Origin of the sequence: Hyphomonas sp. BRH_c22, assembly GCF_000961795.1 — a bacterium.
Taxonomy (GTDB): Bacteria; Pseudomonadota; Alphaproteobacteria; order Caulobacterales; family Hyphomonadaceae; genus Hyphomonas.
In genome coordinates this window covers 1-21,979 of record NZ_LADU01000027.1, presented here as the reverse complement: position 1 = coordinate 21,979, position 21,979 = coordinate 1, and the positions used below count along the sequence as shown (strand labels likewise).

Below are 21,979 nucleotides of genomic sequence, written 5' to 3'. Positions count from 1 at the left end.
GGCAGCGCTCGCCCCGCAGCGCCCGGCCGCGCATGCGCGCCATCTTTGTCGATGCGCCCGTCTCATCAAGGAAGACAAGCCGCTCCGGATCGAGATCAAGCTGGCCGTCGAACCAGGTCTCGCGCCCAAGCAGGACGTCGGCACGTTCCTGCTCAGCCGCGTGCGCGGTTTTTTTTATAGGTGATCCCGCGCCGATCGAGGAAATACCAGATCGTCGAAGGCACCACGTGTCAGCGCCGGTTTAAAAAGGGGCCAGTCAGGTTCCATAAAAAGCCTCGCATGGGAGGCCGGTTTCTTGCGCCTCGTCGGGTGTCTGGCCGGAGCGAAGCGGAGGCCAGACACCCGGTGAGGTGCTGGCGGTTTTTCTGATCCTATTTCATGTGACGCCTCCGTTTTCCGGGATGGATCGCTTCTGGCGCTTGCGGCTCGTGGCGAGCCGGAAGCTGTCGCCGTTCAGTTCGAGGATGTGGACATGGTGCGTCAGCCGGTCGAGGAGCGCGCCGGTGAGGCGCTCTGAGCCGAACACGCTGGTCCATTCGTCGAACGGCAGGTTGCTGGTGATCAGCGTGCTGCCACGTTCGTATCGTTGGCTGAGAACCTCGAACAACAGCTCGGCGCCGACTGCGGTGAACGGCACGTAGCCAAGTTCGTCGATGATCAGGAGTTTGACGCTGGCGAGATGCTTTTGCGCGCGCCGGAGACGGCGCTCATCGCGCGCTTCCATGAGCTCATGGACGAGCGCGGCAGCGGTGGTGAACGCGACACTGTGTCCGCGCTGGCAGGCAGCGAGGCCGAGCGCCAAAGCGGTGTGCGTCTTGCCGGTTCCGGACGGCCCGAGCGCAATGACATTGCGGCGCTTCTCGATCCAGTCGCAGCGGGCCAGCTCGAGAACCAGCGCCTTGTTGAGCGAAGGCTGGGCGGCGAACTCGAACGTGTCTGGACCTGTCCCGGTTTGATTCCGGCCTTGATAGACGATTATCTATTATCAAGGAGACAGGATTATGGGTCAGAGACACGGCGAAGACTTCCAGCGTGAGGCGGTCCGGCTTTCGCTGAGCAGCGGACTTTCACGTAAGCAGGTTGCGGCAGATTTGGGCATCGGGCTTTCGACACTGGGCAAGTGGATTGCGACGCACCGAACCGAGGAGCGGTCAGATCTGCCATCGGCAGACCTTTTGAAGGAAGTCGAGCAACTGCGCCGAGAGAACCGCGTTCTGAAGGAGGAGCGGGATATCCTAAAAAAAGCGACGGCCTTCTTCGCAAGTCAGAAGTGAAGCGGTTCGCCTTCATTGATGCTTGGAAGAAGGTCTGGCCGATTGAGCAGATGTGCCGTGTGTTGAAGGTGACATCGCGGGGCTTTCGCGCCTGGCGGTCGCGTCCGATGGGCAAACGCCAGCGCAAGGACCTTGTGATCCTGGCGCATATCCGTGAGCAGCACAGTCTTGCGCTCGGTAGTTATGGCCGCCCGCGTATGACTGAAGAGCTAAAAGAACTTGGTCTTGCCGTGGGGCATCGGCGCGTTGGTCGGCTCATGAGGCAGAACGACATTCGTGTTGTGCGCACACGCAAGTTCAAGGCAACGACTGATAGTAATCATCAGTTCAACATAGCGCATAACCTGCTTGATCGAGATTTCTCTGCAAGCGCACCGAACCAGAAATGGGCCGGTGACATCTCTTACATCTGGACCCGCGAGGGATGGCTCTATCTGGCTGTCATTCTCGATCTATATTCCAGGAGGGTCATTGGTTGGGCGGTGAGCAACCGCATGAAGAAGGACCTCGCCATTCGTGCGCTTAACATGGCGATCAATTTGCGACAGCCTCCCCCCGGATGCATTCATCATACCGACAGGGGGAGCCAATATTGCAGTCATGACTATCAACAAATCCTGCGCAAGCAGGACTTTCACGCGTCGATGAGCGGGAAAGGAAATTGCTACGATAATGCAGCCGTCGAGACATTCTTCAAATCCCTGAAGGCTGAACTCATTTGGAGACACGACTGGAGCACACGCAGACAAACTGAGACCGCGCTCTTCCAGTACATCAACGGCTTCTACAACCCACGCCGACGGCAATCAGCCCTCGGATGGAAAAGCCCCTTGGCATTCGAACGAAAGGCAGCTTAACTGAGACTCAGGGTCGGAACAAAAGCGTGACAGGTCCATTTCCGCCCTCGGCCTATACGACACGCGGCGGTGTCGGCACGGTTGCCGCCGCTGAACGCGCCAAGTGGTTGATGGAAGAGGATGAGCCATCGGAGCCGGAAACGCAGGATGAAGAAGTTACCGCGTCCGCAAAAGACGAGGACGACAGCGGCGAAGCCCCCCATAGCGAAGCCGCCGAGGACGGGCGGATTGCAGCTTGAGTGCATGAACGAATGGCGCAGATGCGCCGTTCGTTTTTGTTCCCGATTGAAACGGCTGCGCGTTGGCGCTATAATTCAATCAACAAATTTGCGCTGTGGTGGTGGAGGTGAGCGCGTCCGGTGGCTTTTATGCCCAAGGAGGACGCCATGATACTTGCCATAGTTTTCGCGATTGTCGCGATTGCGCTGCTGTGCAAATTGACTTTTAATCTCATTATCTATGCGCTTCCGCTTTATGTGGGAGCAATTGCCGGTTTCGCGCTGCATTCTGGCGGAACCGGATGGTTGGCAAGCGCCGCTGCCGGAATTGCTGCCGCAATGGCCACGCTTGTTCTTGCATATTGGCTTTTGGCAGCGGCAAAATCGCCAATTGTGCAGGCGGTAATCGGTTTGGCCTTCGCGGCTCCCGCCGCTTTTGCCGCCTATCATCTGGTGCATGGTATTGTTGCATCGTCCATGCCATCGGCGATCTGGACCGTGGCTGTGTCAGCTATTGGCGCGGGCGTTTTCGGCATATTCGCCTGGACTCGCGCATTAAGCCTATCACCCACGCCTGCACCTAAACTGGCAAACATCGAATCCCTTCCTTGACAAAGTAAGGATTATTCCTTACATATCGCGCTCGAAAGGAATTCAGCATGGGCGTTGAACTGGAAAAAATCAGCACGATCACGGCCAAGGGGCAGACGACGATTCCCAAAGCGGTGCGTCAGGCACTGGGCGTCGATTTTGGCGGCCGCATTGCCTTTCATGTCGGCGATGGCGGTGTAACATTGTCCCGCGCTGACAACATTGACGATCCCGCCATCGATGCGTTTCTGGGTTTTCTGGCAAAAGACATCAAGCAGCATCCGCAAAAGATCAAGGCGCTTTCGCCCGATCTGGCAAAACGCATTGCCACGCTGACCGATGGCATATCGGTCAATCTCGATGACGAGATTGACGGCGATGTTGCGCTTTAGTCCGTTAGCGCCGCAGCGATGATAACCGTCAATGGCTGGACGCTCTATACCCATCCGCTTTTTCTGGAACAGCTGGAAAAGCTGACCAAGGCGGTAGAAAAGGCGAAAAAGAAAAATCCGAAAGATTATCAAAAATCCGCCAACGCCAAATTGCTCGCCGCCATCCGAAAACTGGCATTTGAGGATATACCGGTCGATCCGGCACGTCCCGAATACCGACAAGGCGGCACCTTGGGCGCGAAACGCAAGCACTGGTTCCGCGCCAAATTTGCCAGTGGGCGGTTTCGATTATTTTTCCGTTACAGCAGCAGCGCAAAAATCATTGTCTATGCGTGGGTCAATGACCAGAATACATTGCGAACCTATGGCTCGAAAAGCGATGCCTATGCGGTATTCACAAAAATGCTGGACAAGGACAATCCACCCGACGATTGGGATGCGCTGATGGCGGCTAGCGTCGATCTGCCAGAATCGTGATTTCCCGCGATAGTCCCACCCGAATGGTTCGGGCAGGGCAATTGCATTGACTGGCCGCTAACTAAAACGTGCATGACCTTCGTATATATTGTCAGCCATCTTCATCGGCGAACTGCCAAAATGATGGGATTGGGATGGCGGCTGGGCTGATCCGTTGAATGGCTCGGCCAGTTCATAATCATGGCGGCAGCGCCAATTTTTTCGCGGTAAAAACGGGCAGGGCGGGATATTCATCTCGCGCAAATTAGGATATCAACTGCGTTGTGGTCCGAAGTCATTCCCACATATTTAGCCGTTAGAGCGCGTTCGGACTTTGCCCGGACAGCGATATTTGCCAGCCGTCGTGCTGGGTTTGGAGCACCATCTGTTCGAGGAGGCGCTGGAGATCGTCAAGGAAGACTCAGGATACCGAAACGATGTCGAGATGACAGAGGCAGATTGGCGCGGCATTGTCACACAGTACAAGGGCATCGTCGAAGTCGAACTGGGCCGCGCATTCCCGCAGGACGTTAGCGAGCAACTCTGGGATGCGATCCGTGCAGTGTTCGATTCATGGGATTCGGACCGTGCCAAGGTCTATCGCCGTCTCAACGACATTCCCGGCGACTGGGGCACAGCTGTCAACGTCCAGGCCATGGTCTTCGGCAACATGGGCGTTACCTCGGCCACCGGTGTTGCCTTCACCCGCGATCCAGCGACCGGCGAGAAGGCTTATTACGGCGAATGGCTGGTAAATGCCCAGGGCGAGGATGTCGTCGCCGGCATCCGCACTCCGCAGTACCTGACGTTAGCTGCCCGCAAACGAGCGGGCGCCAAACCGCTTTCGATGGAAGAGGCAATGCCAGCCAGCTATGGTGAACTAGCTGCGGTGTTCGAGCTTCTTGAGAAGCACTACAGCGATATGCAGGATATTGAGTTCACCGTGGAACGCGGTAAGCTGTGGATGCTGCAGACCCGTTCCGGCAAGCGCACCGCCAAGGCTGCACTCAAGATGGCGGTCGACATGGTCGAGGAAGGCCTGATCGACGAAACTACTGCGATTCGCCGCGTCGATCCAATGGCACTCGATCAGCTGCTGCATCCGACGCTCGATCCCAAGGCACCGCGCGACTTCCTCGGCCGCGGTCTGCCTGCGTCGCCAGGCGCTGCTTCGGGCACGATCGTGCTCGATGCCGACACTGCAGAGAAGCGCGCCGAACTGGGCGAAGCGGTGATTCTCGTCCGCGTCGAAACAAGTCCCGAGGATATCCACGGCATGCATGCAGCCAAGGGAATACTCACTGCGCGCGGTGGCATGACCAGTCACGCCGCCGTGGTGGCGCGTGGAATGGGTCGTCCGTGCGTGTCGGGAGCCTCGGGCCTCTCAATCGACATGAAAACCCGTACGCTGAGGATGGGTACCCGCGAGCTGAAAGAGGGTGACCTGATCACTCTAGACGGTGCGACTGGCGAAATCATGGCCGGCATGGTGTCAACCGTGCAGCCGGAGCTGGCAGGCGATTTCGCGACCTTGATGGAATGGGCCGACAGGTATCGGTGCATGAAAGTGCGTGCCAATGCTGAAACCCCCGCAGACTGCCGCATGGCGCGCGAGTTTGGTGCCGAGGGCATTGGTCTTTGTCGCACGGAGCACATGTTCTTTGAAGCTGGGCGGATTTCTTCCGTTCGCCAGATGATCCTGGCCCAGGACGAAGCAGGTCGCCGCGCCACTCTGGAAAAGCTGTTGCCTGAACAGCGCGCTGACTTCGCTGCGATCTTCACGGTCATGGCCGGCCTACCGGTCACGATCCGCTTGCTCGACCCGCCGTTACATGAATTCCTGCCGAACCGCGACGCCGAGTTTGCTGCATTGTCTGACACCATCGGCATCGGCGTCGACACGCTCAAGCGGCGAGCGGATGAACTGCACGAGATGAACCCAATGCTGGGTCACCGGGGCTGCCGCCTCGGTATTACCTATCCCGAGATCTACGAGATGCAGGCCCGTGCCATTTTCGAGGCAGCCTGCGACGTGGCCGAAGAATCTGGCGACGCACCGGTGCCCGAGGTGATGATCCCACTGGTGGCCACGAAGAAGGAACTCGCGATCCTGAAGAAGCTCGTCGATGAAACGGCGGCGAAGGTTTTCGCAGAAAAATGCCGGACGCTCGACTATCTGGTCGGGACAATGATTGAGTTGCCGCGAGCTGCCCTGATGGCCGGAGAGATTGCGGAGGAGGCAAAGTTCTTTTCGTTCGGTACCAACGATCTGACACAAACCACTCTTGGCGTCAGCCGGGACGATGCGGCAAGGTTCCTCAATCCATATGTCGAAAAGGGCATTTTCCTTCGCGACCCATTTGTTAGCCTCGATATTGAAGGTGTTGGCCAGCTCGTCGAACTTGCTGTTCAACGCGGCCGAGCGACACGTGCCGATATCAAGCTGGGCATCTGCGGAGAGCACGGCGGTGATCCGGCTTCGATCACATTCTGTGAAAAGATAGGGCTCGACTATGTTAGCCCTTCGCCGTTTCGCGTGCCGATTGCCCGTCTTGCGGCGGCGCAGGCAGCTTTGGAGAAATGAAGGCCAGGCTTTATGACGGCGGTGAATTTTCTTCCCGTCGGTCAAAAGCTCGGCGCACGCAAGATCAACATCGTGCCGTTTGCTTAGTGGGCAGCGATCCACTGCTCGCAGGCTGCTAAGAGATGCTCAATTATGTATCGCGTGTAACGGACCGACTCCAACCTCGTTGCAACAGAGTTGCGCTTGCCACCATCAGCGCAATCATGGCCGCTGCAATGATTGGCGCATCACTCTGTGCGCCAATTCTGCGAAACAGCAGCGCGGCCAGCAAGGCCCCGAGCGTCTGACCGATCAGCCGTGACATCGACAGCATTGCTGAAGCAGCGCCGGTACGGGAGTGCGGTACGTTTGCGATCATGCTGTGGTTGTTGGGTACCTGGAAAATTCCGAAGCCAATTCCGCAAAGCGCTGTCGCGGCGATTATCATAAACGCGGAAGCATTTGGTTGCAACAATGAAAGGAAAATTGCACCGCATGCGAGGATGATCAACCCCGATGCGCACAACCAATCCGACGAATTGCGATTGACCAGACGCCCGGAGACGAAAGCTGCGATCACGATACCGAGCGGCAGCGGCACCATGAAAAGCCCTATCGCTTCAGGCTTGAAGTGAAACCGTTGCTGCAGAATGAACGGGAAGGACAAGGTGATCAGTATCATGACAACATAGGCTGAGACCGACATTGCATAGGCTGCGCGAAGATAGCCTAGCTTCAGCAGATCAAGCGGCACCATCGAATCCTGACTGGAGGACGTGCGTTTACCGAGGAACCATAAAGCCGGGATAGCGACGCCGATTTCGAGTAACGTCCACCCAGAGGCGGAATTCTGGGCCAGATCGTTCAGGGTGAGGAAAATCGCCGCAAAACCCACACAGCACAAGATGGCCGAACTATAATCGAAAGGTTTCTTTACCGAGGCGTCCGGAGGGAGTGCCCAAATCCCGAGGGCAAGCGAAAGCAGGCCGAACGGAAGACCTACTGCAAAAATGGCGTGCCAACCTGCAATCGAAAGCACCAGTCCGCCGACTGCTGGTCCGGCGGCCGAAGCAATTGAAACGGCAATGGTATTGTAGCCAATTCCACGCGAGACCAATTCGGGAGGATAAATTGTCCGAACCAATGCCCCGCTGACCACCATTACTGCCGCAGCACCGATACCTTGCACGAAGCGCGCCAAAGCGAGAACAGGGAGGCTGCCTGCGCTGATACTGCCAAAGGCTGCAAGCATGAAGAGCATGAGGCCTGCTAAATAGACCTTCTTGTAGCCAAGGATTTCGGCAGCCTTCGCCATGGGCAAAAGTGCCATCACGATGGCGATCTGATAAGCGTTGATTGCCCATACCGACTTTGCTGCTGTTACATCCAGGCCTTTAGAGATGAAAGGCAAGGCAACGTTAGCAATCGATACGTCCATTATGGTAAGAAATATGGCACTCCAGATCGAGAATGCCGCCCAGAATCGACGAGGAACCGGAAGTCCGGTTCTAGGCTGGTAGCCGTCTGTAATGCTTGACGTCGGCCCTTGGGCCGCTCCATCGTTCGAACTCATGACGCAGGTACTTGGGGTTTATTGCCCATCCTGTCGCACTCCCCATACAAAATCACGGTCCGTTCGTGTCAACCGCCTAAAGTTTACCAAACATTAGGTCGGTGTCCGTTCGTCTTTTTCAAAACCTGCTGGTTGGATTGGCTCCAGCTGGACTGGCCGGTCCACTCTGTTGCCGGGATCGACCGCAGAGTGAGCGCAGTGCCATATTACATCTTGAGAATGGCCTTGATTGCGTTTCCGGAAACTTCCGTATCCTCGACGGCCTGATTGATCTGGTCGAAGTCGTAGAACGTGCAAAGCTTTTCGAACGGGAACAGACCAGCTTCACGCATCGCAATCAGTTGCGGGATAAAGACTTGTGGCGTGCTCGAACCTTCGACCACACCGCGCAATTTGCGGCCGAATAGCATATTGTTCATGTCGAGAGAGAATTCAGTCCCCAGCTTTGCCCCCCCGACTACAGCGGTTTCCCCCATGGTATGTGTACTGTCTACCGCGCTGCGCAGAACTTGAGGAATGGCGGTGGTATCTATCGCATAGTCCGCGCCGCCCCCCGTTAGGGCAATGATCGTTTCTTGGGCATTGGTGTTCGTGGCATCGATAATATCGGTTGCACCAAGCTCACGGGCCAGCTGTAGACGCGTGGGATTGCGATCGACGGCGATAATCTTGAGGCAACCGGAAGCCTTTGCCGCCATCACCGCGCTGAGACCAACCGACCCGACGCCGAAGATTGCGATCGACGAGCCCGGGGCAGGCTGCAATGCATTGAGCACGGTGCCCGCGCCGGTCTGAATTCCGCAGCCCAGTGGGCCGAGAAGCTCTATCGGCGCATCATCTGCGACCTTGATGCAGTTGTTTTCTGTTGCGATCGAGTAGGTCGCGAATGAAGACTGGCCGAAGAAGCACGCATTCACCTCTTCTCCGTTACGCCTGATCGGGGTCGAGCCATCGAGCCTGCGGCCCATGAAATTGAGCGGGAAAAGGCTCGGGCAATAGGCCTGATGCCCCTTCATGCATGATGGGCAAGTTCCGCAATAGCTGAATGATAACACCACCTTGTCGCCAGGCTTGACCGTGGTGACGCCGCGCCCGACCTTTTCGACAACGCCCGAACCTTCATGTCCTAGAACCGCGGGAAGCGGGGTCGGGTAATACTGGTCGCGGACCGTAAGATCGGTGTGACACATGCCCGCAGCCGCAATCTTGACGAGTACTTCACCGTCACGGGGCTCTTCAATATCTACGTTATCCAGGACAAATTTCCCGCCCTGGCTTTCGATGATCGCGGCATAGGCTTGCATATTAACTCTCCTTTTATTGCGCTCTCAAGCGCTCGATTAACAGAAAAAATACAGGTTCTTGTCTTGCGTTACCCTGGCATCAATGTTCAGTTTGCGACGGAACACCTGGAAGTCATCGCCGACCCGGCGCAGCTTATCCTCACGCCCCAGCGTGTGAACGGTCATTTCAAGTTGGCGGCGGTTGCGATAGACGACCACGTTTGAATAAACGTCGAACTCGCCATCGCCCGCATCGAAAGCTTCGACGTTGCTGACCATGTACCGGATCTTGGACGGCGGATCCTCCATCCATACGGTGCCGGAATAAAGCCGCTCTACGCGTTGCTTGAGCTCGCCGTAATCGTCATTATAGATCGCTGCATCGTGGGGAGTGGGGTCGGGGCGTCGGTCCCGTATAAAGCGCTGTTCGTATATTGGCATCCAGTAATGGATGTCCTCAGCGACCATTTCCTTGAGCCATTCACGGTATTGCCCGGTCTGCCACAACCGGACTTCGGTGCGGTAATGCGCTTCGATGGCAAAATGCACATCTTGGGCCACTGAAATCTGCTTAACTGACATAAGTTCTCCGGTTTTCGGAACGTTTGGTGTAGAATTTTGTCTACTACTCGGCCGCTTCGATCTTGTCGGCCCAGTAATCGCGATTTGTGAAAACCGAATCCCAGTTGTCGTCATTTGCCTTCACCGCTGCCCAGTCGGGTGCGTCCAGCATTTCCTTCCAGAAACGATAGAAACCGCGATGGGATGTTTCCCCGATGAAACTGGACCCAACGATCCCCGGATAGACAGGGTGTGGTCCTTCAAAACCAACGCCCATGCTGGAATCCATTCGACCATCACGGGTTATGTTTCCGCGGTTGACATGGGTAGCCGAAGACATGTTCTCGCCATCGTCGCTTTCCAACGTTCCGGCCGTCCCAAAACTCCGGGTGGCTTCGCGCTGGATCATGCTCTTCGTTGCAGCGTCGGCGTCACGCGGCACCATCGTGTAGGTCCACACTTCAATCTCGTGCGGACCACGCGGATGCCAGACCTTGAACGTATTGGTTCCGTAAAGGAACGAGCAGCTCGGGAAGATCGAGCAGTTCCAGTGGCCAACATAAAGTTCTTCACGCTCCGGTCCGAACTTTCGGCCAACTTCAGCGCGGGTGTCGGCAAGGTATTTTGCCCAGCCATCGCGCTTGACGTGGATCGCCGCGGCGGCGTTGTTGATCACTCCGAAGCCGTGCCCGTGCCGGGTCGTGAACTGAAAGCCGAGTTCTTCGAAGGGCATGTCCGCCCGGTTCCCGGCCAGACCGGCAAGTTCGCCGCCGATCTGGCCCAAGGCGCCGGCGTGGGTCCAGCCGACATGGTAGCCATCGCCGACGAAATTCTCAGTCGGCACCTTCCAATTGCAGGCCAGAATACTTTTCATCGGCGGGCCCAGCAGCTCCAGCCCGCCTCCGGCACCTTCCCAGATCGTATCGAGGTACCAACGGAATTCGCCCAGATATTCCTCCAGACTTGGCGCGTCGGCATCGCCGCAGCCGAAAATGAAGCCTTTGTACGTCTCTACCCGAACGTGCTTGGCGCCCAGCTTCGCCTTGTCGAGCTGGCCATGATAGCACCGCGTTTCGAGCGGGACATCGACCAGACGGCCGTCCTGACCGTAAACCCAGCCGTGGTAGTTGCAGACGAACGCCTTGGCATTGCCGCTGTCGGCATGGCAAATCTGGTTGCCCCGGTGCGTGCACGAATTGATGAACGCCCGGAATGACCCATCTTGCTGATGCGACAGAATGACCTTGTCTTCAGCCATATAGGTGGTGATAAAATCACCGGGCTTGGGGAGGAGTGACTCGTGACCAAGAAACAACCACGAACGCCCAAAAACCCTTTCAAGTTCGAGGTTGTAAACATCTTTGTCCCAGAAAATTTCACGCGATTGACTCGATTCGACATTGTCGACGAGGTGGGCATCTTCGGTCATAATTCCCTCCGTAAAGCTCATTTGGCTTGCACCAGTCAGGTCCAGCCATTATAGGCAACGCGATGCACCATCTGCGAAAAATGAGTGTTCAGCAAGCATCTTTTGTTCAACGAGGTGCAGTTTTTTGAGCGCCTTTGTCCGACATCTCGCCGGTTGGCGCAGTGTTGGGCCAGCGATCTGGGCCTCGCCCACCTTGCTGCTTTGTGTTGCATCTTTATGCTGGGCTCTGAACCCTATTATCGGCCGTGCGGTGCGCGACCTGGTGTCTCCTTCGTCGCTTGCATTCTGGCGGTGGGCGGTCGCCTTTTTGTGTGTGCTGCCGTTCGCTTGGCGACATCTCAAAGCCGACCGCCAGACCCTTCGCGATTCCTGGCTGTTTCTCACTTTGCTCGGCTTCTTCGGCGTGGGGTTCTTCAGCTATATCGTCTATTGCGGCCTGCAATATACCACCGCCACTAACAGCCTACTGTTGCAATCCATCATGCCTATACTGACATTGGTTATGCCGGCGGTTCTATTCGGTGAACGACTTCGGCCTGTTCTTGCTCTAAGTGCCGTACTGTCGTTTGCGGGGATCATGTGGATCGTAACCAAGGGACATCCCCTCGATCTGCGGGGTAGCGCATTAAATATCGGGGACGTGCTTTCCGTCACGGGCGTATTCCTCTACTCGGTCTATGCCACATTCCTTCGCAAAGTTCCGGCCTTACACCCCCTTACCCTGCTTGCCGCGCTTTTCGCGATCGGCATGGGATCGATGGCAGTGCCCTACGCCGCTAATCTTGCAAGCAACGGTCCGTCGATGCCGCCGGTCGAAGTGGTGGCGGCAATCCTTTATGTCGGAGTTTTTCCGTCGCTCGTCGCCTATGGCCTTTTCAATCGCGCGGTGGTGCTTATCGGCTCGGCCCGTTCCGGGATATATATGAACTTGCCGCCGGTTTTTGGGGTGGCCCTCGCAGTACCACTCCTTGGCGAAAAGCTTGCTCTTTATCATTTGGTCGGTGCCGTCATAATCATCATCGCGATCGCCATTTCACGCGAGCGGCGCGCCGGTACCGTTGATGGAGCAAACCAGGAAGTTTGAAGCTATGATCGCAGGAGAGTACCCTCAGAGGGATCGGGATCGCGGCCAACCCTCAAAATTTTCGGGTACAGGCTGCGGCAGCGACCAAATCGTTCGCAGAACCCCGACTTATTGGTGACGAACCCAAAGGGTGTGGTTGCGACGGGCTACTCAACACTTGCCACAACCGGCTGGCACTGCCTGCCCTCGCAGTGGCTTTGCCGTACCAGAAGGTCCCATGCACATAGATGATGAGAAACCGAATGTCATGTTGACCGCCTCGTGGATGTTCTATGTTGTGGGGGCTATTACCTGCAGGCCGTTGGTCTATGATGCGTTCGAAGTTTCGTCAGATGGCATCGAGCAGGTCATCTTGCTGCAGCGCGACCGGCCGATCTGCGAGGACGATCCGAAACTCAAACCGAAAGAGTAATTAATTGGGCGGAACGCAAGGTGCTATCGATCAGGCCCAGAAATCGGAAATGCGGTCGGGTATCGCCTATGCAACTATCGCCTATTTGATCTATGGGGCCTGCCGATCTACATGAAGCAGTTGCAGGCGATCCCTACGGGGTAGATTATGGCACATCGCGTAATCTGGTCGGTTGTTTTGCTGGCGATTATCGTAAGTCTTCTCCGGCGCTGGGATACGCTTCGCCAGACAATTAGTCTGCGATCGGTCGGCCTTTTCGCCGTGACGGCTTTGCTAATCGGCACCAACTGGTTGGTATATATCTGGGCCGTCCTGCAAAATCACGTGCTCGAAACCAGCCTGGGGTTCTTCGTCACACCCCTAATGACCGTTTTACTCGGTGTGGTGGGCCTGGGCGAACGATTGAACCGGCTCCAAGCTATTGCGGTAGGACTTGCCGCGCTGGGGGTTTTGGTGTTCGCGATCGGGAAGGGCGGAAGCTTGTGGATTGCGATGGCTCTAGCGGCAACCTTTAGCACGGCGGGCCTGATCCGTAAAATTGTGCCATTGGACCCGCTCTGCGGGCTCCTGATTGAAACATCTCTCCTGGCTCCGATGGCGATAGCCTGGCTTTGGCTGACTTCTTATCACGGGCAGCCGGTTTTCGGCACCGACGCAGTCGACAACGTTTTTCTTGTTTTAACGGGGGTTGTGACGGCCGTCCCGTTGTTGCTCTTTTCGATCGCCGTCAAGAAGATGCCGTACTCGCTTGCAGGACAATTCCAATACATCGGCCCTTCGCTCCAGTTCCTGCAGGCGGTTCTGCTATTCCAAGAGCCTTTCGGACTGTTTCACGTGTTCACGTTCGGATGCATCTGGGTTGGCTTGGCCTTTTTCATTTTCGACGCTTTGCGTGGACGGCGCGGATTGGGGGTCTGATAGAAAAGAAAGGGCACGGGAAAAAATTTCGTCACCGATGCACTCCTGCATAAAGCCGTTGTGAAACCCGAAAAAGGAGAGCGGACAGATTTGACACCGCCCGCTCTGGAAATTCAACTGGATTGATCAATCGCGCTTAGAACTGATCGGCGATCATGGTCGCCTGATCGAGCGAAGGGCTGTGAAGCTATCGCTTCGCAGCATATTTGGACCGCCAGTGTCAGAACCGAACCTCGAACGAAACACCCACCTTGCGCGGCTGTTCGTAGAATCCATCTGTACTGAAACCGCCCGGCCGAATTGTCTGCAGAACCTTTTCATTGGTCAGATTGGTCACCCATAAGCTTGCCTTCCAGGCTCCGCTGTCGGGGGTCCAGAAAACCGAGGCATTTGTCAGCTTGTAGGAAGGTTGCGAGAAATTGTTCAGGAAGTCATAATATACACGCGAACTCCATGAAAGGTTTGCGCCTGCTCCGAAAGTCCCTCCGCCCAAGGCAGTGGTATAATCCGCTCCAAGGTTGCCCGACCACTTCGGCGCGCGAGTCAGTACTTGGCCCGAGGCATCGACGGTGACAACGGTGTTGCCGCCAGTCGGTCGCGGAATGAAGCCCTGGGCTGCGGTGAAATCCTGATACCGGGCATGTATGTAGGCGACGGCGGCACGTAGCCGTTCGGGGATGGGATCGTCCGCGAGCGCAAATGTTGGTGGCTTCATCTTTGGGCGCTCAACCCAGTTGATGGGCGAGCCGCACGACAAGAGATTTTGCCTGCCTCGTCAGCCCTTTGGCGCAGGAGCATCGCATTTGGTGGCCACACGCATTTCGAAATAAATTACATGACACGTGATTTGACGGCCATCGATGGATCTGGGCACTAGCTTTGCATGACTGGCCATTTTGGCCTCATCGTCAATTCGACAACAAGGGCGACGGGCAATCGCACGGTTGCTCCGGAATTATTGTAAATCGAACCCGATTTCTTCTGGAACCCCGGGCGCAGGTCGGTCTGATACCATACGGACACCGTCGATGACGATCGGGCTGGCCACTCCGGGACGTCCTGCACGTTCAATCGCCATGCCGCGCGCAATGACTTGCGGGTTGGCGAATACCTGGTCCAGCTCGTTGATCGGGCCGGCCGAAATTCCTGCATTTTCGAGTTGCTCGAAGAGCTCGTCCCGGTTCCATTGTATCGTTATCTCTTCGATGGCCTTGATCAACTCTACCCGATTGCGAATCCGCTCGGGATTGGTGCTGAAGCGTTCGTCCCGGTCGAGCGCAATATTCAGCACGCGGCAAAGGGCGGCGAACTGGCCGTCGTTGCCAACCGCGATGATCAGATCTCCATCGCGGGTCGGGAAGGCCTGATAGGGTGCCAGATTGGCATGGCCGTTGCCGACCCGGCGCGGCACCACCCCTGAGGTCATCCAGTTCAGCGCCTGATTGCCCATCACACTAACCTGGGTATCGAGCAGCGCCATGTCGATATGTGCACCGACATCTGTTTCACGCCGGTGGTTGAGCGCTGCCAGCACTGCCACCGCGCTGTAGACCCCGGTAAACAGGTCGGCAGCCGCAATGCCGGCCTTTTGCGGTTCGCGCTGCGGTTCCCCAGTCATCGACATAAGTCCGCCCATGGCTTGCGCGATATAGTCGTATCCGGGACGGTGAGCATAAGGCCCGGTCTGTCCGAAGCCGGTGATCGAGCAGGTGATAAGGCGCGGGTTGATCCGCGATAAGGCCGCATGGTCAAGCCCGTATTTGGTTAGTCCACCCACCTTGTAGTTCTCGATCATGATGTCGGCGTTTGCCGCAAGACTGCGAACGATATCCTGACCTGCTGGCGTCGCGATATCGAGCGCGATGGACCGCTTTCCCCGGTTGGCCGAATGATAATAAGCCGCGCCCAGGTTTTCGCCCGTATCCGACATGACAAAAGGCGGGCCCCAGTGGCGGGTGTCGTCGCCACTGCCGGGGCGCTCTATCTTGATAACTTCGGCACCGAGATCGGCCAGCAATTGCCCGCACCATGGCCCGGCCAGGATTCGCGCAAGTTCGAGAACCTTGATACCGCTCAGTGGCTTGGTCGATGCCTCCGTTTGCGCAGGCCCCCAGTCACACTGCGTCATTTTGTACCGTTACCCGCTGCATTGATGCGATTGTGCCAGTCCCGCGCCATTTCTCCCGCAGCCTTGGCGAGCGTAAAGGAATCTATGCCAACCGCGAGGAAGCGAGCACCTCCGTCCAGATATTGTTGCACCAGGCGTTCGTCCCGTGACAGGATACCGCAGGGGGTTCCAGTGGCGCGGATACGGGCGAGGGCCTCTCCCGTCACTTGGGCAAGCGCCGCTGCATTGGCGGGGCCGAGCAGACCGAGCGATGCCGCGAGGTCGGCAGGTCCGACAAACAGGGCATTGATGCCATCGACCGCGGCGATAGCCTCCAGATTGTCGAGCGCTTCGGCGGTCTCGATCTGGGCGATGATGCATAGGCGCTCGTTGGCTTCTGCCACGTAAGCGGGATAGCGACCCCAGCGTGCGGCGCGGGCGCCGCCGATACCGCGATCACCCGCCGGCGGATAGCGCGATGCCTTGACGATCGCCGCTGCCTGCTGTGCGGTATCTACCATCGGCACCATGATTGTCTGGGCACCAAGATCGAGAATCTGGCGGATCGTCACCGGATCGTGGCCCGGAACGCGCACGATTGCAGAACAGGCTGGAACGGTATCGACCGCGCGCAGCTGGTTGGCAATCCCGGGCAGGGTCTGGGCACCGTGTTCGCCATCGATCAGTACCCAGTCATAGCCCAGGCCAGAGCAAATTTCAGCGATGTCCGGACTGGCGAGCGCCAACCAGAACCCAAGCTGCGGCGGCCCGTCGCCGAGCCCGTCCTTGAAACGATTTTGCTTTGTTTTCATGGTCTTGCCCTTAGAAGAACCGGAAACCGATAGCGCCCAGCGGCCCGAAATCGGCGTTGAAAACGTCACCCCGCCGGACTTCCACGGGACGAGTGAATGACCCGCCCAGCACGATTTCGCCCGCCTCGAGTGTCTGGCCCCACGGAGACAGCCGGTTGGCCAGCCACGCCACACCGTTTGCCGGATTGTTGAGTACACCTGCTGCCACGCCCGTTTCCTCGATCACGCCGTTGCGGGTCAGTAGCGCACTGACCCAGCGCATATCGATCTTGTCAGGCCGCATCGGCAAGCCGCCGACGATGATCCCGGCATTGGCCGCATTGTCACTGATTGTGTCCTGCACCTTGCGGCGCGCGCCGGTTTCGGGATCGACAGGAAACGTGCGGCTGTCGATAATCTCGACCGCCGGTATCACATAGTCGGTCGCCCTGAGGACGTCAAAAATGGTCGTACCCGGCCCTTCGATCCGTTTGCCCAGCATGAAAGCAAGCTCAACCTCAACTTTGGGCGTGATGAACTGGTCGAAAGGCACGTCGCTCCCCTGCTCGAACACCATATCGTCGAGCAAAGTCCCGTAATCGGGTTCGGTAATCCCGGCAGATTGCTGCATTGCGCGCGAGGTCAAACCAATCTTGTGCCCAACGATTTTTCTCCCCGAAGCGAGCTTGAGATCGACCCATTTTTTGCTGATGCGGTAGCCATCAGCGATCGACATTTCCGGTCGGCGCGCGGTGAACTGGCGGATTTGCTGACGAGACTGCTCGGCCTGGTCGAGCTCGGCCGCAAACGCTGCTATATCTTCTTCGCTAAGGCCCGCCGCCGACTCTGCGAGTCCACCGCCATCCTGGTCCATAAATCGCTCCTCACTCATAGCCAATTTTGGAAGAATGCATTGCACAATTATGAACGGCCGTATATAGGCATGTCGCAAAGAGCTGGCCGGTCATGGCAGAAACATTTGGTTTACAGAGGAGAGACAGGATGCAAGGCGACACGAGCGTAAGGGAAGAGAAGATCACGGGGCGTGGGCTGACTTCGCACACATTGCTGGCAGGCGACCCAAGTAAACCGGCTATTTTGCTGCTTCACGGGGCAGGTCCTGGAGCACACGCCGGGTCCAACTGGTTGCATCTGATGCCAGATCTTGCAGAAAACTTCTTCGTGATCGCACCTGACCTGATCGGTTTCGGGCAGTCGGTCATTCCCGATCCTTGGCCCGACAACGTCATGGCGTGGATTGGCACACGTGTCGAACAGTGCTTTGGTCTTCTCGATGCGCTGGGGATCGAGAAAGCCCACGTCGTCGGCAATTCGATGGGAGGTGCGCTCACCCTGCAGATGATGAGCGAAGAGCCTGAGCGGCTTGACCGCGTGGTACTGATGGGCTCGATCGGCGCCCCTGGCCCGCGGACACCCGAACTTATCCGCCTGCTGTCGTTCTATGCCGACCCGCGGCCGTCGCGCTACCGCCAGCTGATGCACAGTTTCGCCTATGATGCTGACAAATTTGAAGGCATGGAAGAGATCGTTAACAACCGTTATAAGATAGCGACTGATCCCGAGATCATGAAGACTGCGGTCAAGATGATCGATTCGATGAAGCAGGGAATGGAAGGGCTGAACATGCCCCCGTCCATCCTGTGCAAGCTGCCTCATAAGGTGCTGATCTTCCACGGCAGGCAGGACCGCATCGTTCCTCTCGACACGAGCCTTTACCTGATCGAGCACCTGCAGCACGCCGAACTCTATGTGCTCGACCGCTCCGGCCATTGGTCGCAGCTTGAGCGTTGGGATGTCATGCGTCCGATGATGGAAATCCATTTCGGCGCGCGTAGTTTCTGATGCTTCCGGCATTCCTGCACTCGGTGCACTGGTAGGCGCAATGCTCTACGTCCATCTGCCTGCTCCGGTGTGGGAATGACCAAGCTGGATCAGACTGCCGCTTCTGCATTTTGGCAGTTCTCGCTGGATGTATACGCCAGGCCGCAAGTGGCTGAATTGTGCTTGGCCTTGCAGGATGAGCACAATTTCGATGTCAACGCGGTGCTTTTTTGCCTCTGGTCCGCACAGCGCTCAGCTGCGGCGCTCAATCAGTCTGAGATCGGCGAGGTTCTGCTCAGAATTGCACCGATTAATGAAAATCTGGTTCACCCGGTGCGAGGTGCCCGACGCTGGGTGCGTCGATACATCGACAAAGTAACGGACTCGGAGGAAGCACCCGAACTGACGGCGCTTTACGCAGCGTTGAAGGCAGTTGAGCTGAAATCAGAGGGTCAGGTCCAGTCGGCGTTAATCGATCTTTTGCGGCCAGCCTCCGTGGATCATCAAACCTCGCCGGAAAGCGCGGCACATGCAAGCCTCGAAATCTACCGCCGGGCGATTGCCGCTCACGAAGCGGCTACTATCTTGCTGACGCAGCTGGTCGTCAGGGCGTTCGCGCCCGATGCGGAGCCGAAGATTTCGCAGACCTGAAAAAGTCGAAACTTCCCTCGATCTCAAAGTCGTTATGTTCGGGCTGGCCGAAGGGCATTTCTCGATGAGGTCGTGCCTAAAAGTCGAATGCAGTTAGTCGAACGCGAGATCGGTACGTACGATCCGCGAGGGTAGCCTGAACGTCACATCGAATACTGATCGCCCTTCTACAACCCCTCGGAGATACAGGCGCGTGTACCTACCAAGCATTTGGGCCAAAAAGGGTTTAGGTAATCATTGCTCGTAGGTCATGCCGCTCTGGCGATCAAGCCAAGGTCCGCGCCGTACCAGATAGAGCGGGAAGGCAAAACAGGTACCAAGAATTGAAAAAAGGGCGAACGCAACGCCCGTGCGGGTTCCCAGACAAAATGCGCCGGGGTTCTGCAATGACCCAGCCTAGGAACACGCCCCAGATGTAACGGACGATTTTGTAGTGTTCCTAGTCGGCTTTATATTCGTTTCTGCTTGGCCGGTTTCCTGGATGATTGTCCTGAGGCGGGGTTCTTTTCTCTCGGTTGGTCAAGCGCCTGCTATCGCGGTAAGATCGCAGGACTAGGGTCCCTCAAGGATAAACGCCGTGCTGGAGGAAGCTGCAAGCCTCATGGGGGCCAGTTTCTGATATTCGTCGGACCGATACCAGTCCTGAGCCTGCTTGAGGGTTTCAAACCGGATTATGACCGCCCCGTTTGGAGGCGATCCTTCCAGTATTTCGGCCACGACCGGCCCGGCCATGAAAGAAACGCCCTGCTCCGCAAGGAGTTCTCTTGCCTGTTCCTTATACTGGTTCATCAGCGTCGGATCCGAAATCGCACCTGTCACAACTACGACGTAGGCAGCCATATTATTTTCTCCTTGTCAAAGGGGTTCGGCCGTATTGCCTGCTATGCTGTTTCTGATGATCGAAGCCAACTATGGCAATTGGACCTTGAAGGCGGACATGCCGTAGAGGTCATACATCTCCTGCCAAAAATTGGTTGCGTGAACTGGCGGAGGAGAGTATTTCATCCAATAGTTTGGGACTGCTACGCCTAAAATTGTGCTTGCTCCGGTTGATTATCTCGCTACTGCTTACGCCATCGCCCAGCGAGTAAAGGGCTCCTTAACACAGCCCCTTGCTTAAGCCGCGCTGATGCGCAGCAATGTTGCTCGACTCTTTTCCCAGTTTGGAGGAAAGCAGGTGAAATCACTGATTGCAGCCACAAATGTCAAATTGGATGATCATGGATTACGAGAAAAAAAGGCAATTGAAACCTCGGTAAAAGGATCTGAGGAAAATTATAATCCAAGAAAATCAATCCAATCGGTCGAAATCGGGGTACGAGTTCTGTTGGCATTGGTGAAGACCGGTGAAGGGGAGGGGGCTTATCTGCGGGAAGTGGCAGACAATTCGGGTCTGTCTCGCAGCCAAGCCCATCGCTATTTGCTCTCTTATGTTAACACCGGAGTAGTCGCGCAAGACCAAAAGACCGGACAATATTCTTTGGGGAGCCTCATGGTACGCTTGGGTTTGGCGGCGATAGCACGACTCGACACTGTACGGATAGCAACCGAGCACTTGGATACTCTACTGGTGGAGATGAAAACTACAGGTTTGCTGTCCGTGTGGGGCGATTACGGGCCCACGGTCATTCGTTGGATCGATGGTGGAATGCCGCTGTTCACATCGCTGCACACGGGATCGGTCTTGCCATTGCAGACGTCATCGACCGGCATACTCTACCTAGCGCATTGTCCCCCTGAACAGACTAGGGAACGGATCGACAAGGAGCGTGCTGAAGGGATTGTCGTCGATGACGTCGAACTTGCCGCCCTGATTGACGAGGCCAGGCGGGTGGGTTTCACGCGGAGCTACGGGACCGTCGTGCCGGGCCTATCGGCGGCATCAGTGCCAGTCCTGGATTCGCAAGATCGCTTGGTCGCGACAATGAGCGTTCTATCCCGCTCAGAACAGAAAGCGTTTTTCAGCAAGGCCAAGATTGAGAGATTGATCGAAGTAGCGCACAGCGCAAGTAGGGCGATCGGCTGGCGGGGCTAGCCTCGATGGCTTAGGTCATTGGGCATGGGGCACATAATACAGGCAGTCGACCCAAAAAAGGAAAGGAAAAGACAGCCGGTTGGTTCAAAACCGCATCGCGGGACATAGCATCCACGCGGGCCAACCTTCGATGAAAATCAACATCCTGACGACCGATATCGGCGGCACCATCACGACCGATGGCCTGACAAGGGCAATTCTGAGCAAATTTCCGCTTGGGCTCATACTAGAGCGTTTTGATCGCAACGAGAGTCGATTTGGGATTCCCAAATCGGTCGAAGTCTGATTCGATTCCTTCTGTCGGAGCGACTGGAGGAGGGTATGGGAAAGCCTTTGGATACGGATCTGCGCCGCCGCGTGGTTGCGGCGATCGAGGATGGTATGTCGACGGGTGCGGCGGCTGAGCGGTTTGCGGTCAGCAAATCCCTTATTTTTCTACTACTTAATTACAAATAGAATAGTAACCGTCCGGCGTTGACGCCCTTGACCTGATCAGGCTTTCCAGTTCCAGGGCAGCAGCTCATGGATTTGGGTGATCTTGTGGTCAGCGATCCGGGAAAGGACATCGCAGAGCCAGGCTTGTGGATCGACGTCATTGAGCCTGGCGGTCTCGATGAGAGTGTAGGCGATGGCAGCGGCATGTCCTCCGCCCTCGGAGCCTGCAAACAGCCAGTTTTTACGCCCGATAGCCAGGCCCCGCATGCCGCGCTCGGCGGCATTGTTGTCGATCTCCAGGTGGCCATTCGAGAGATAGACCTCGAGCCTTGGCATGCGTGTCAGGGCATAGCGGATGGCCTTTGCCAGGTCTGACTTGCCGGAGATCTTTGGCAGTTCAGATTGCAGCCAGCTGATCAGGTCATCGAACACCGGCCGGGCTTTTGCCTGGCGTATTTCAACACGTGTGTCTGGCGGCTGGCCGCGGGCTTCGGCTTCGACCGCGTA

General features: G+C 56.7%; 24 protein-coding genes and 2 pseudogenes. 14 read left to right on the top strand and 12 right to left on the bottom strand.

Features of this window, described 5'->3' with window-relative positions; translation table 11 throughout:
• Both VR74_RS20485 and istB read right to left on the bottom strand, forming a co-directional pair.
• Window positions 1–175: pseudogene (locus VR74_RS20485) on the bottom strand (IS630 family transposase); the annotation flags it as partial.
• 201 nt (window positions 176–376) lie between these two features.
• A pseudogene (istB, locus tag VR74_RS04090) lies at window positions 377–937 on the bottom strand (IS21-like element helper ATPase IstB); the annotation flags it as partial.
• A 64-nt stretch (window positions 938–1,001) separates the two neighbouring features.
• Here istB and VR74_RS04080 point away from each other — a divergent pair.
• The 6 genes from VR74_RS04080 (at window position 1,002) to ppdK (ending at window position 6,372) form a co-directional block, all read left to right on the top strand.
• Window positions 1,002–2,131, top strand: a protein-coding gene (locus VR74_RS04080; RefSeq protein WP_119405095.1) for an IS3 family transposase whose coding sequence is annotated in 2 segments (ribosomal slippage) — window positions 1,002–1,272 and window positions 1,272–2,131 — 1,131 coding nt in all. Because the reading frame shifts where the segments join, the coding sequence is not laid out codon by codon here.
• A 26-nt stretch (window positions 2,132–2,157) separates the two neighbouring features.
• Complete coding sequence (locus VR74_RS04075; protein ID WP_035541271.1) at window positions 2,158–2,370, top strand: hypothetical protein; 213 nt, start codon at window positions 2,158–2,160, stop codon at window positions 2,368–2,370.
• A 147-nt stretch (window positions 2,371–2,517) separates the two neighbouring features.
• Window positions 2,518–2,961, top strand: a complete 444-nt coding sequence (locus VR74_RS04070; protein ID WP_035541283.1) for a hypothetical protein — start codon at window positions 2,518–2,520, stop codon at window positions 2,959–2,961.
• 47 nt (window positions 2,962–3,008) lie between these two features.
• Window positions 3,009–3,332, top strand: coding sequence for a type II toxin-antitoxin system PrlF family antitoxin (locus VR74_RS04065; protein WP_035541269.1), 324 nt, complete (start codon window positions 3,009–3,011; stop codon window positions 3,330–3,332).
• A gap of 18 nt (window positions 3,333–3,350) precedes the next feature.
• Entirely contained in the window at window positions 3,351–3,809 is a 459-nt protein-coding gene (locus tag VR74_RS04060; RefSeq protein ID WP_035541268.1) for a type II toxin-antitoxin system YhaV family toxin, read from the top strand.
• Between the two features lie 331 nt (window positions 3,810–4,140).
• Entirely contained in the window at window positions 4,141–6,372 is a 2,232-nt protein-coding gene (gene ppdK / locus VR74_RS04055; protein WP_233349705.1) for a pyruvate, phosphate dikinase, read from the top strand.
• Between the two features lie 130 nt (window positions 6,373–6,502).
• Here ppdK and VR74_RS04050 read toward each other — a convergent pair whose 3' ends face one another.
• From VR74_RS04050 to VR74_RS04035, 4 genes are all read right to left on the bottom strand, one after another.
• Window positions 6,503–7,924 (bottom strand): MFS transporter, encoded by a 1,422-nt coding sequence (locus tag VR74_RS04050; RefSeq protein ID WP_084146446.1) that lies wholly within the window; start codon window positions 7,922–7,924, stop codon window positions 6,503–6,505.
• A 206-nt stretch (window positions 7,925–8,130) separates the two neighbouring features.
• A complete protein-coding gene (locus VR74_RS04045; RefSeq protein ID WP_035541264.1) occupies window positions 8,131–9,228 on the bottom strand; it encodes an NAD(P)-dependent alcohol dehydrogenase in 1,098 nt (365 codons plus the stop codon).
• Between the two features lie 36 nt (window positions 9,229–9,264).
• Window positions 9,265–9,789 (bottom strand): aromatic-ring-hydroxylating dioxygenase subunit beta, encoded by a 525-nt coding sequence (locus VR74_RS04040; RefSeq protein WP_035541263.1) that lies wholly within the window; start codon window positions 9,787–9,789, stop codon window positions 9,265–9,267.
• A gap of 43 nt (window positions 9,790–9,832) precedes the next feature.
• On the bottom strand, window positions 9,833–11,197 hold the full coding sequence (locus VR74_RS04035) for an aromatic ring-hydroxylating dioxygenase subunit alpha (RefSeq protein ID WP_035541261.1): 1,365 nt from the start codon (window positions 11,195–11,197) through the stop codon (window positions 9,833–9,835).
• A 124-nt stretch (window positions 11,198–11,321) separates the two neighbouring features.
• Between VR74_RS04035 and VR74_RS04030 the strand changes: the two genes are divergently transcribed.
• The 3 genes from VR74_RS04030 (at window position 11,322) to rarD (ending at window position 13,611) form a co-directional block, all read left to right on the top strand.
• On the top strand, window positions 11,322–12,281 hold the full coding sequence (locus VR74_RS04030) for a DMT family transporter (protein WP_051625084.1): 960 nt from the start codon (window positions 11,322–11,324) through the stop codon (window positions 12,279–12,281).
• Window positions 12,282–12,498: 217 nt separating this feature from the next.
• Window positions 12,499–12,693, top strand: a complete 195-nt coding sequence (locus VR74_RS20480) for a hypothetical protein (protein WP_119455237.1) — start codon at window positions 12,499–12,501, stop codon at window positions 12,691–12,693.
• A gap of 147 nt (window positions 12,694–12,840) precedes the next feature.
• The gene (gene rarD, locus VR74_RS04025; protein ID WP_206741607.1) at window positions 12,841–13,611 is read left to right on the top strand and encodes an EamA family transporter RarD; all 771 of its coding nucleotides are present in this window, start codon (window positions 12,841–12,843) and stop codon (window positions 13,609–13,611) included.
• Between the two features lie 220 nt (window positions 13,612–13,831).
• Here rarD and VR74_RS04020 read toward each other — a convergent pair whose 3' ends face one another.
• From VR74_RS04020 to hpaH, 4 genes are all read right to left on the bottom strand, one after another.
• Window positions 13,832–14,326: a TonB-dependent receptor gene (locus tag VR74_RS04020; RefSeq protein WP_035541259.1), complete on the bottom strand. Its 495-nt coding sequence runs from the start codon at window positions 14,324–14,326 to the stop codon at window positions 13,832–13,834.
• Between the two features lie 240 nt (window positions 14,327–14,566).
• Window positions 14,567–15,739, bottom strand: a complete 1,173-nt coding sequence (locus tag VR74_RS04015) for a CaiB/BaiF CoA-transferase family protein (RefSeq protein WP_045694623.1) — start codon at window positions 15,737–15,739, stop codon at window positions 14,567–14,569.
• Window positions 15,736–16,530, bottom strand: coding sequence for an HpcH/HpaI aldolase/citrate lyase family protein (locus VR74_RS04010; RefSeq protein ID WP_035541257.1), 795 nt, complete (start codon window positions 16,528–16,530; stop codon window positions 15,736–15,738). The genes VR74_RS04015 and VR74_RS04010 overlap by 4 nt, the downstream gene beginning before the upstream one ends.
• 10 nt (window positions 16,531–16,540) lie before the next feature.
• The gene (gene hpaH, locus VR74_RS04005; protein ID WP_045694622.1) at window positions 16,541–17,383 is read right to left on the bottom strand and encodes a 2-oxo-hept-4-ene-1,7-dioate hydratase; all 843 of its coding nucleotides are present in this window, start codon (window positions 17,381–17,383) and stop codon (window positions 16,541–16,543) included.
• Window positions 17,384–17,511: 128 nt separating this feature from the next.
• Here hpaH and VR74_RS04000 point away from each other — a divergent pair, with 128 nt between their 5' ends.
• Together VR74_RS04000 and VR74_RS03995 are read left to right on the top strand one after the other, a co-directional pair.
• Window positions 17,512–18,372 carry an alpha/beta hydrolase gene (locus VR74_RS04000; protein WP_035541255.1) on the top strand — a complete coding sequence of 287 codons (861 nt, stop codon included), beginning with the start codon at window positions 17,512–17,514 and terminating at the stop codon, window positions 18,370–18,372.
• 75 nt (window positions 18,373–18,447) lie between these two features.
• Window positions 18,448–19,002 carry a TIGR02444 family protein gene (locus VR74_RS03995; RefSeq protein ID WP_051625083.1) on the top strand — a complete coding sequence of 185 codons (555 nt, stop codon included), beginning with the start codon at window positions 18,448–18,450 and terminating at the stop codon, window positions 19,000–19,002.
• A 552-nt stretch (window positions 19,003–19,554) separates the two neighbouring features.
• Here the strand turns inward: VR74_RS03995 and VR74_RS03990 are convergent.
• Window positions 19,555–19,842, bottom strand: a complete 288-nt coding sequence (locus VR74_RS03990; protein ID WP_035541254.1) for a DUF1330 domain-containing protein — start codon at window positions 19,840–19,842, stop codon at window positions 19,555–19,557.
• Window positions 19,843–20,179: 337 nt separating this feature from the next.
• Between VR74_RS03990 and VR74_RS03985 the strand changes: the two genes are divergently transcribed.
• The 3 genes from VR74_RS03985 to VR74_RS20470 all read left to right on the top strand — a co-directional run bounded on the left by VR74_RS03985 (window position 20,180) and on the right by VR74_RS20470 (window position 21,493).
• A complete protein-coding gene (locus tag VR74_RS03985; protein WP_299949549.1) occupies window positions 20,180–21,037 on the top strand; it encodes an IclR family transcriptional regulator in 858 nt (285 codons plus the stop codon).
• Window positions 21,038–21,167: 130 nt separating this feature from the next.
• Complete coding sequence (locus VR74_RS20475) at window positions 21,168–21,323, top strand: hypothetical protein (RefSeq protein ID WP_156950542.1); 156 nt, start codon at window positions 21,168–21,170, stop codon at window positions 21,321–21,323.
• Between the two features lie 35 nt (window positions 21,324–21,358).
• The gene (locus VR74_RS20470; protein WP_267896851.1) at window positions 21,359–21,493 is read left to right on the top strand and encodes a hypothetical protein; all 135 of its coding nucleotides are present in this window, start codon (window positions 21,359–21,361) and stop codon (window positions 21,491–21,493) included.
• Window positions 21,494–21,529: 36 nt separating this feature from the next.
• On the opposite strand, the gene VR74_RS03980 is transcribed toward VR74_RS20470, so the two are convergent.
• Window positions 21,530–21,979 (bottom strand): transposase (locus tag VR74_RS03980; RefSeq protein WP_045694619.1); only part of this gene is annotated, 450 nt, incomplete at its 5' end.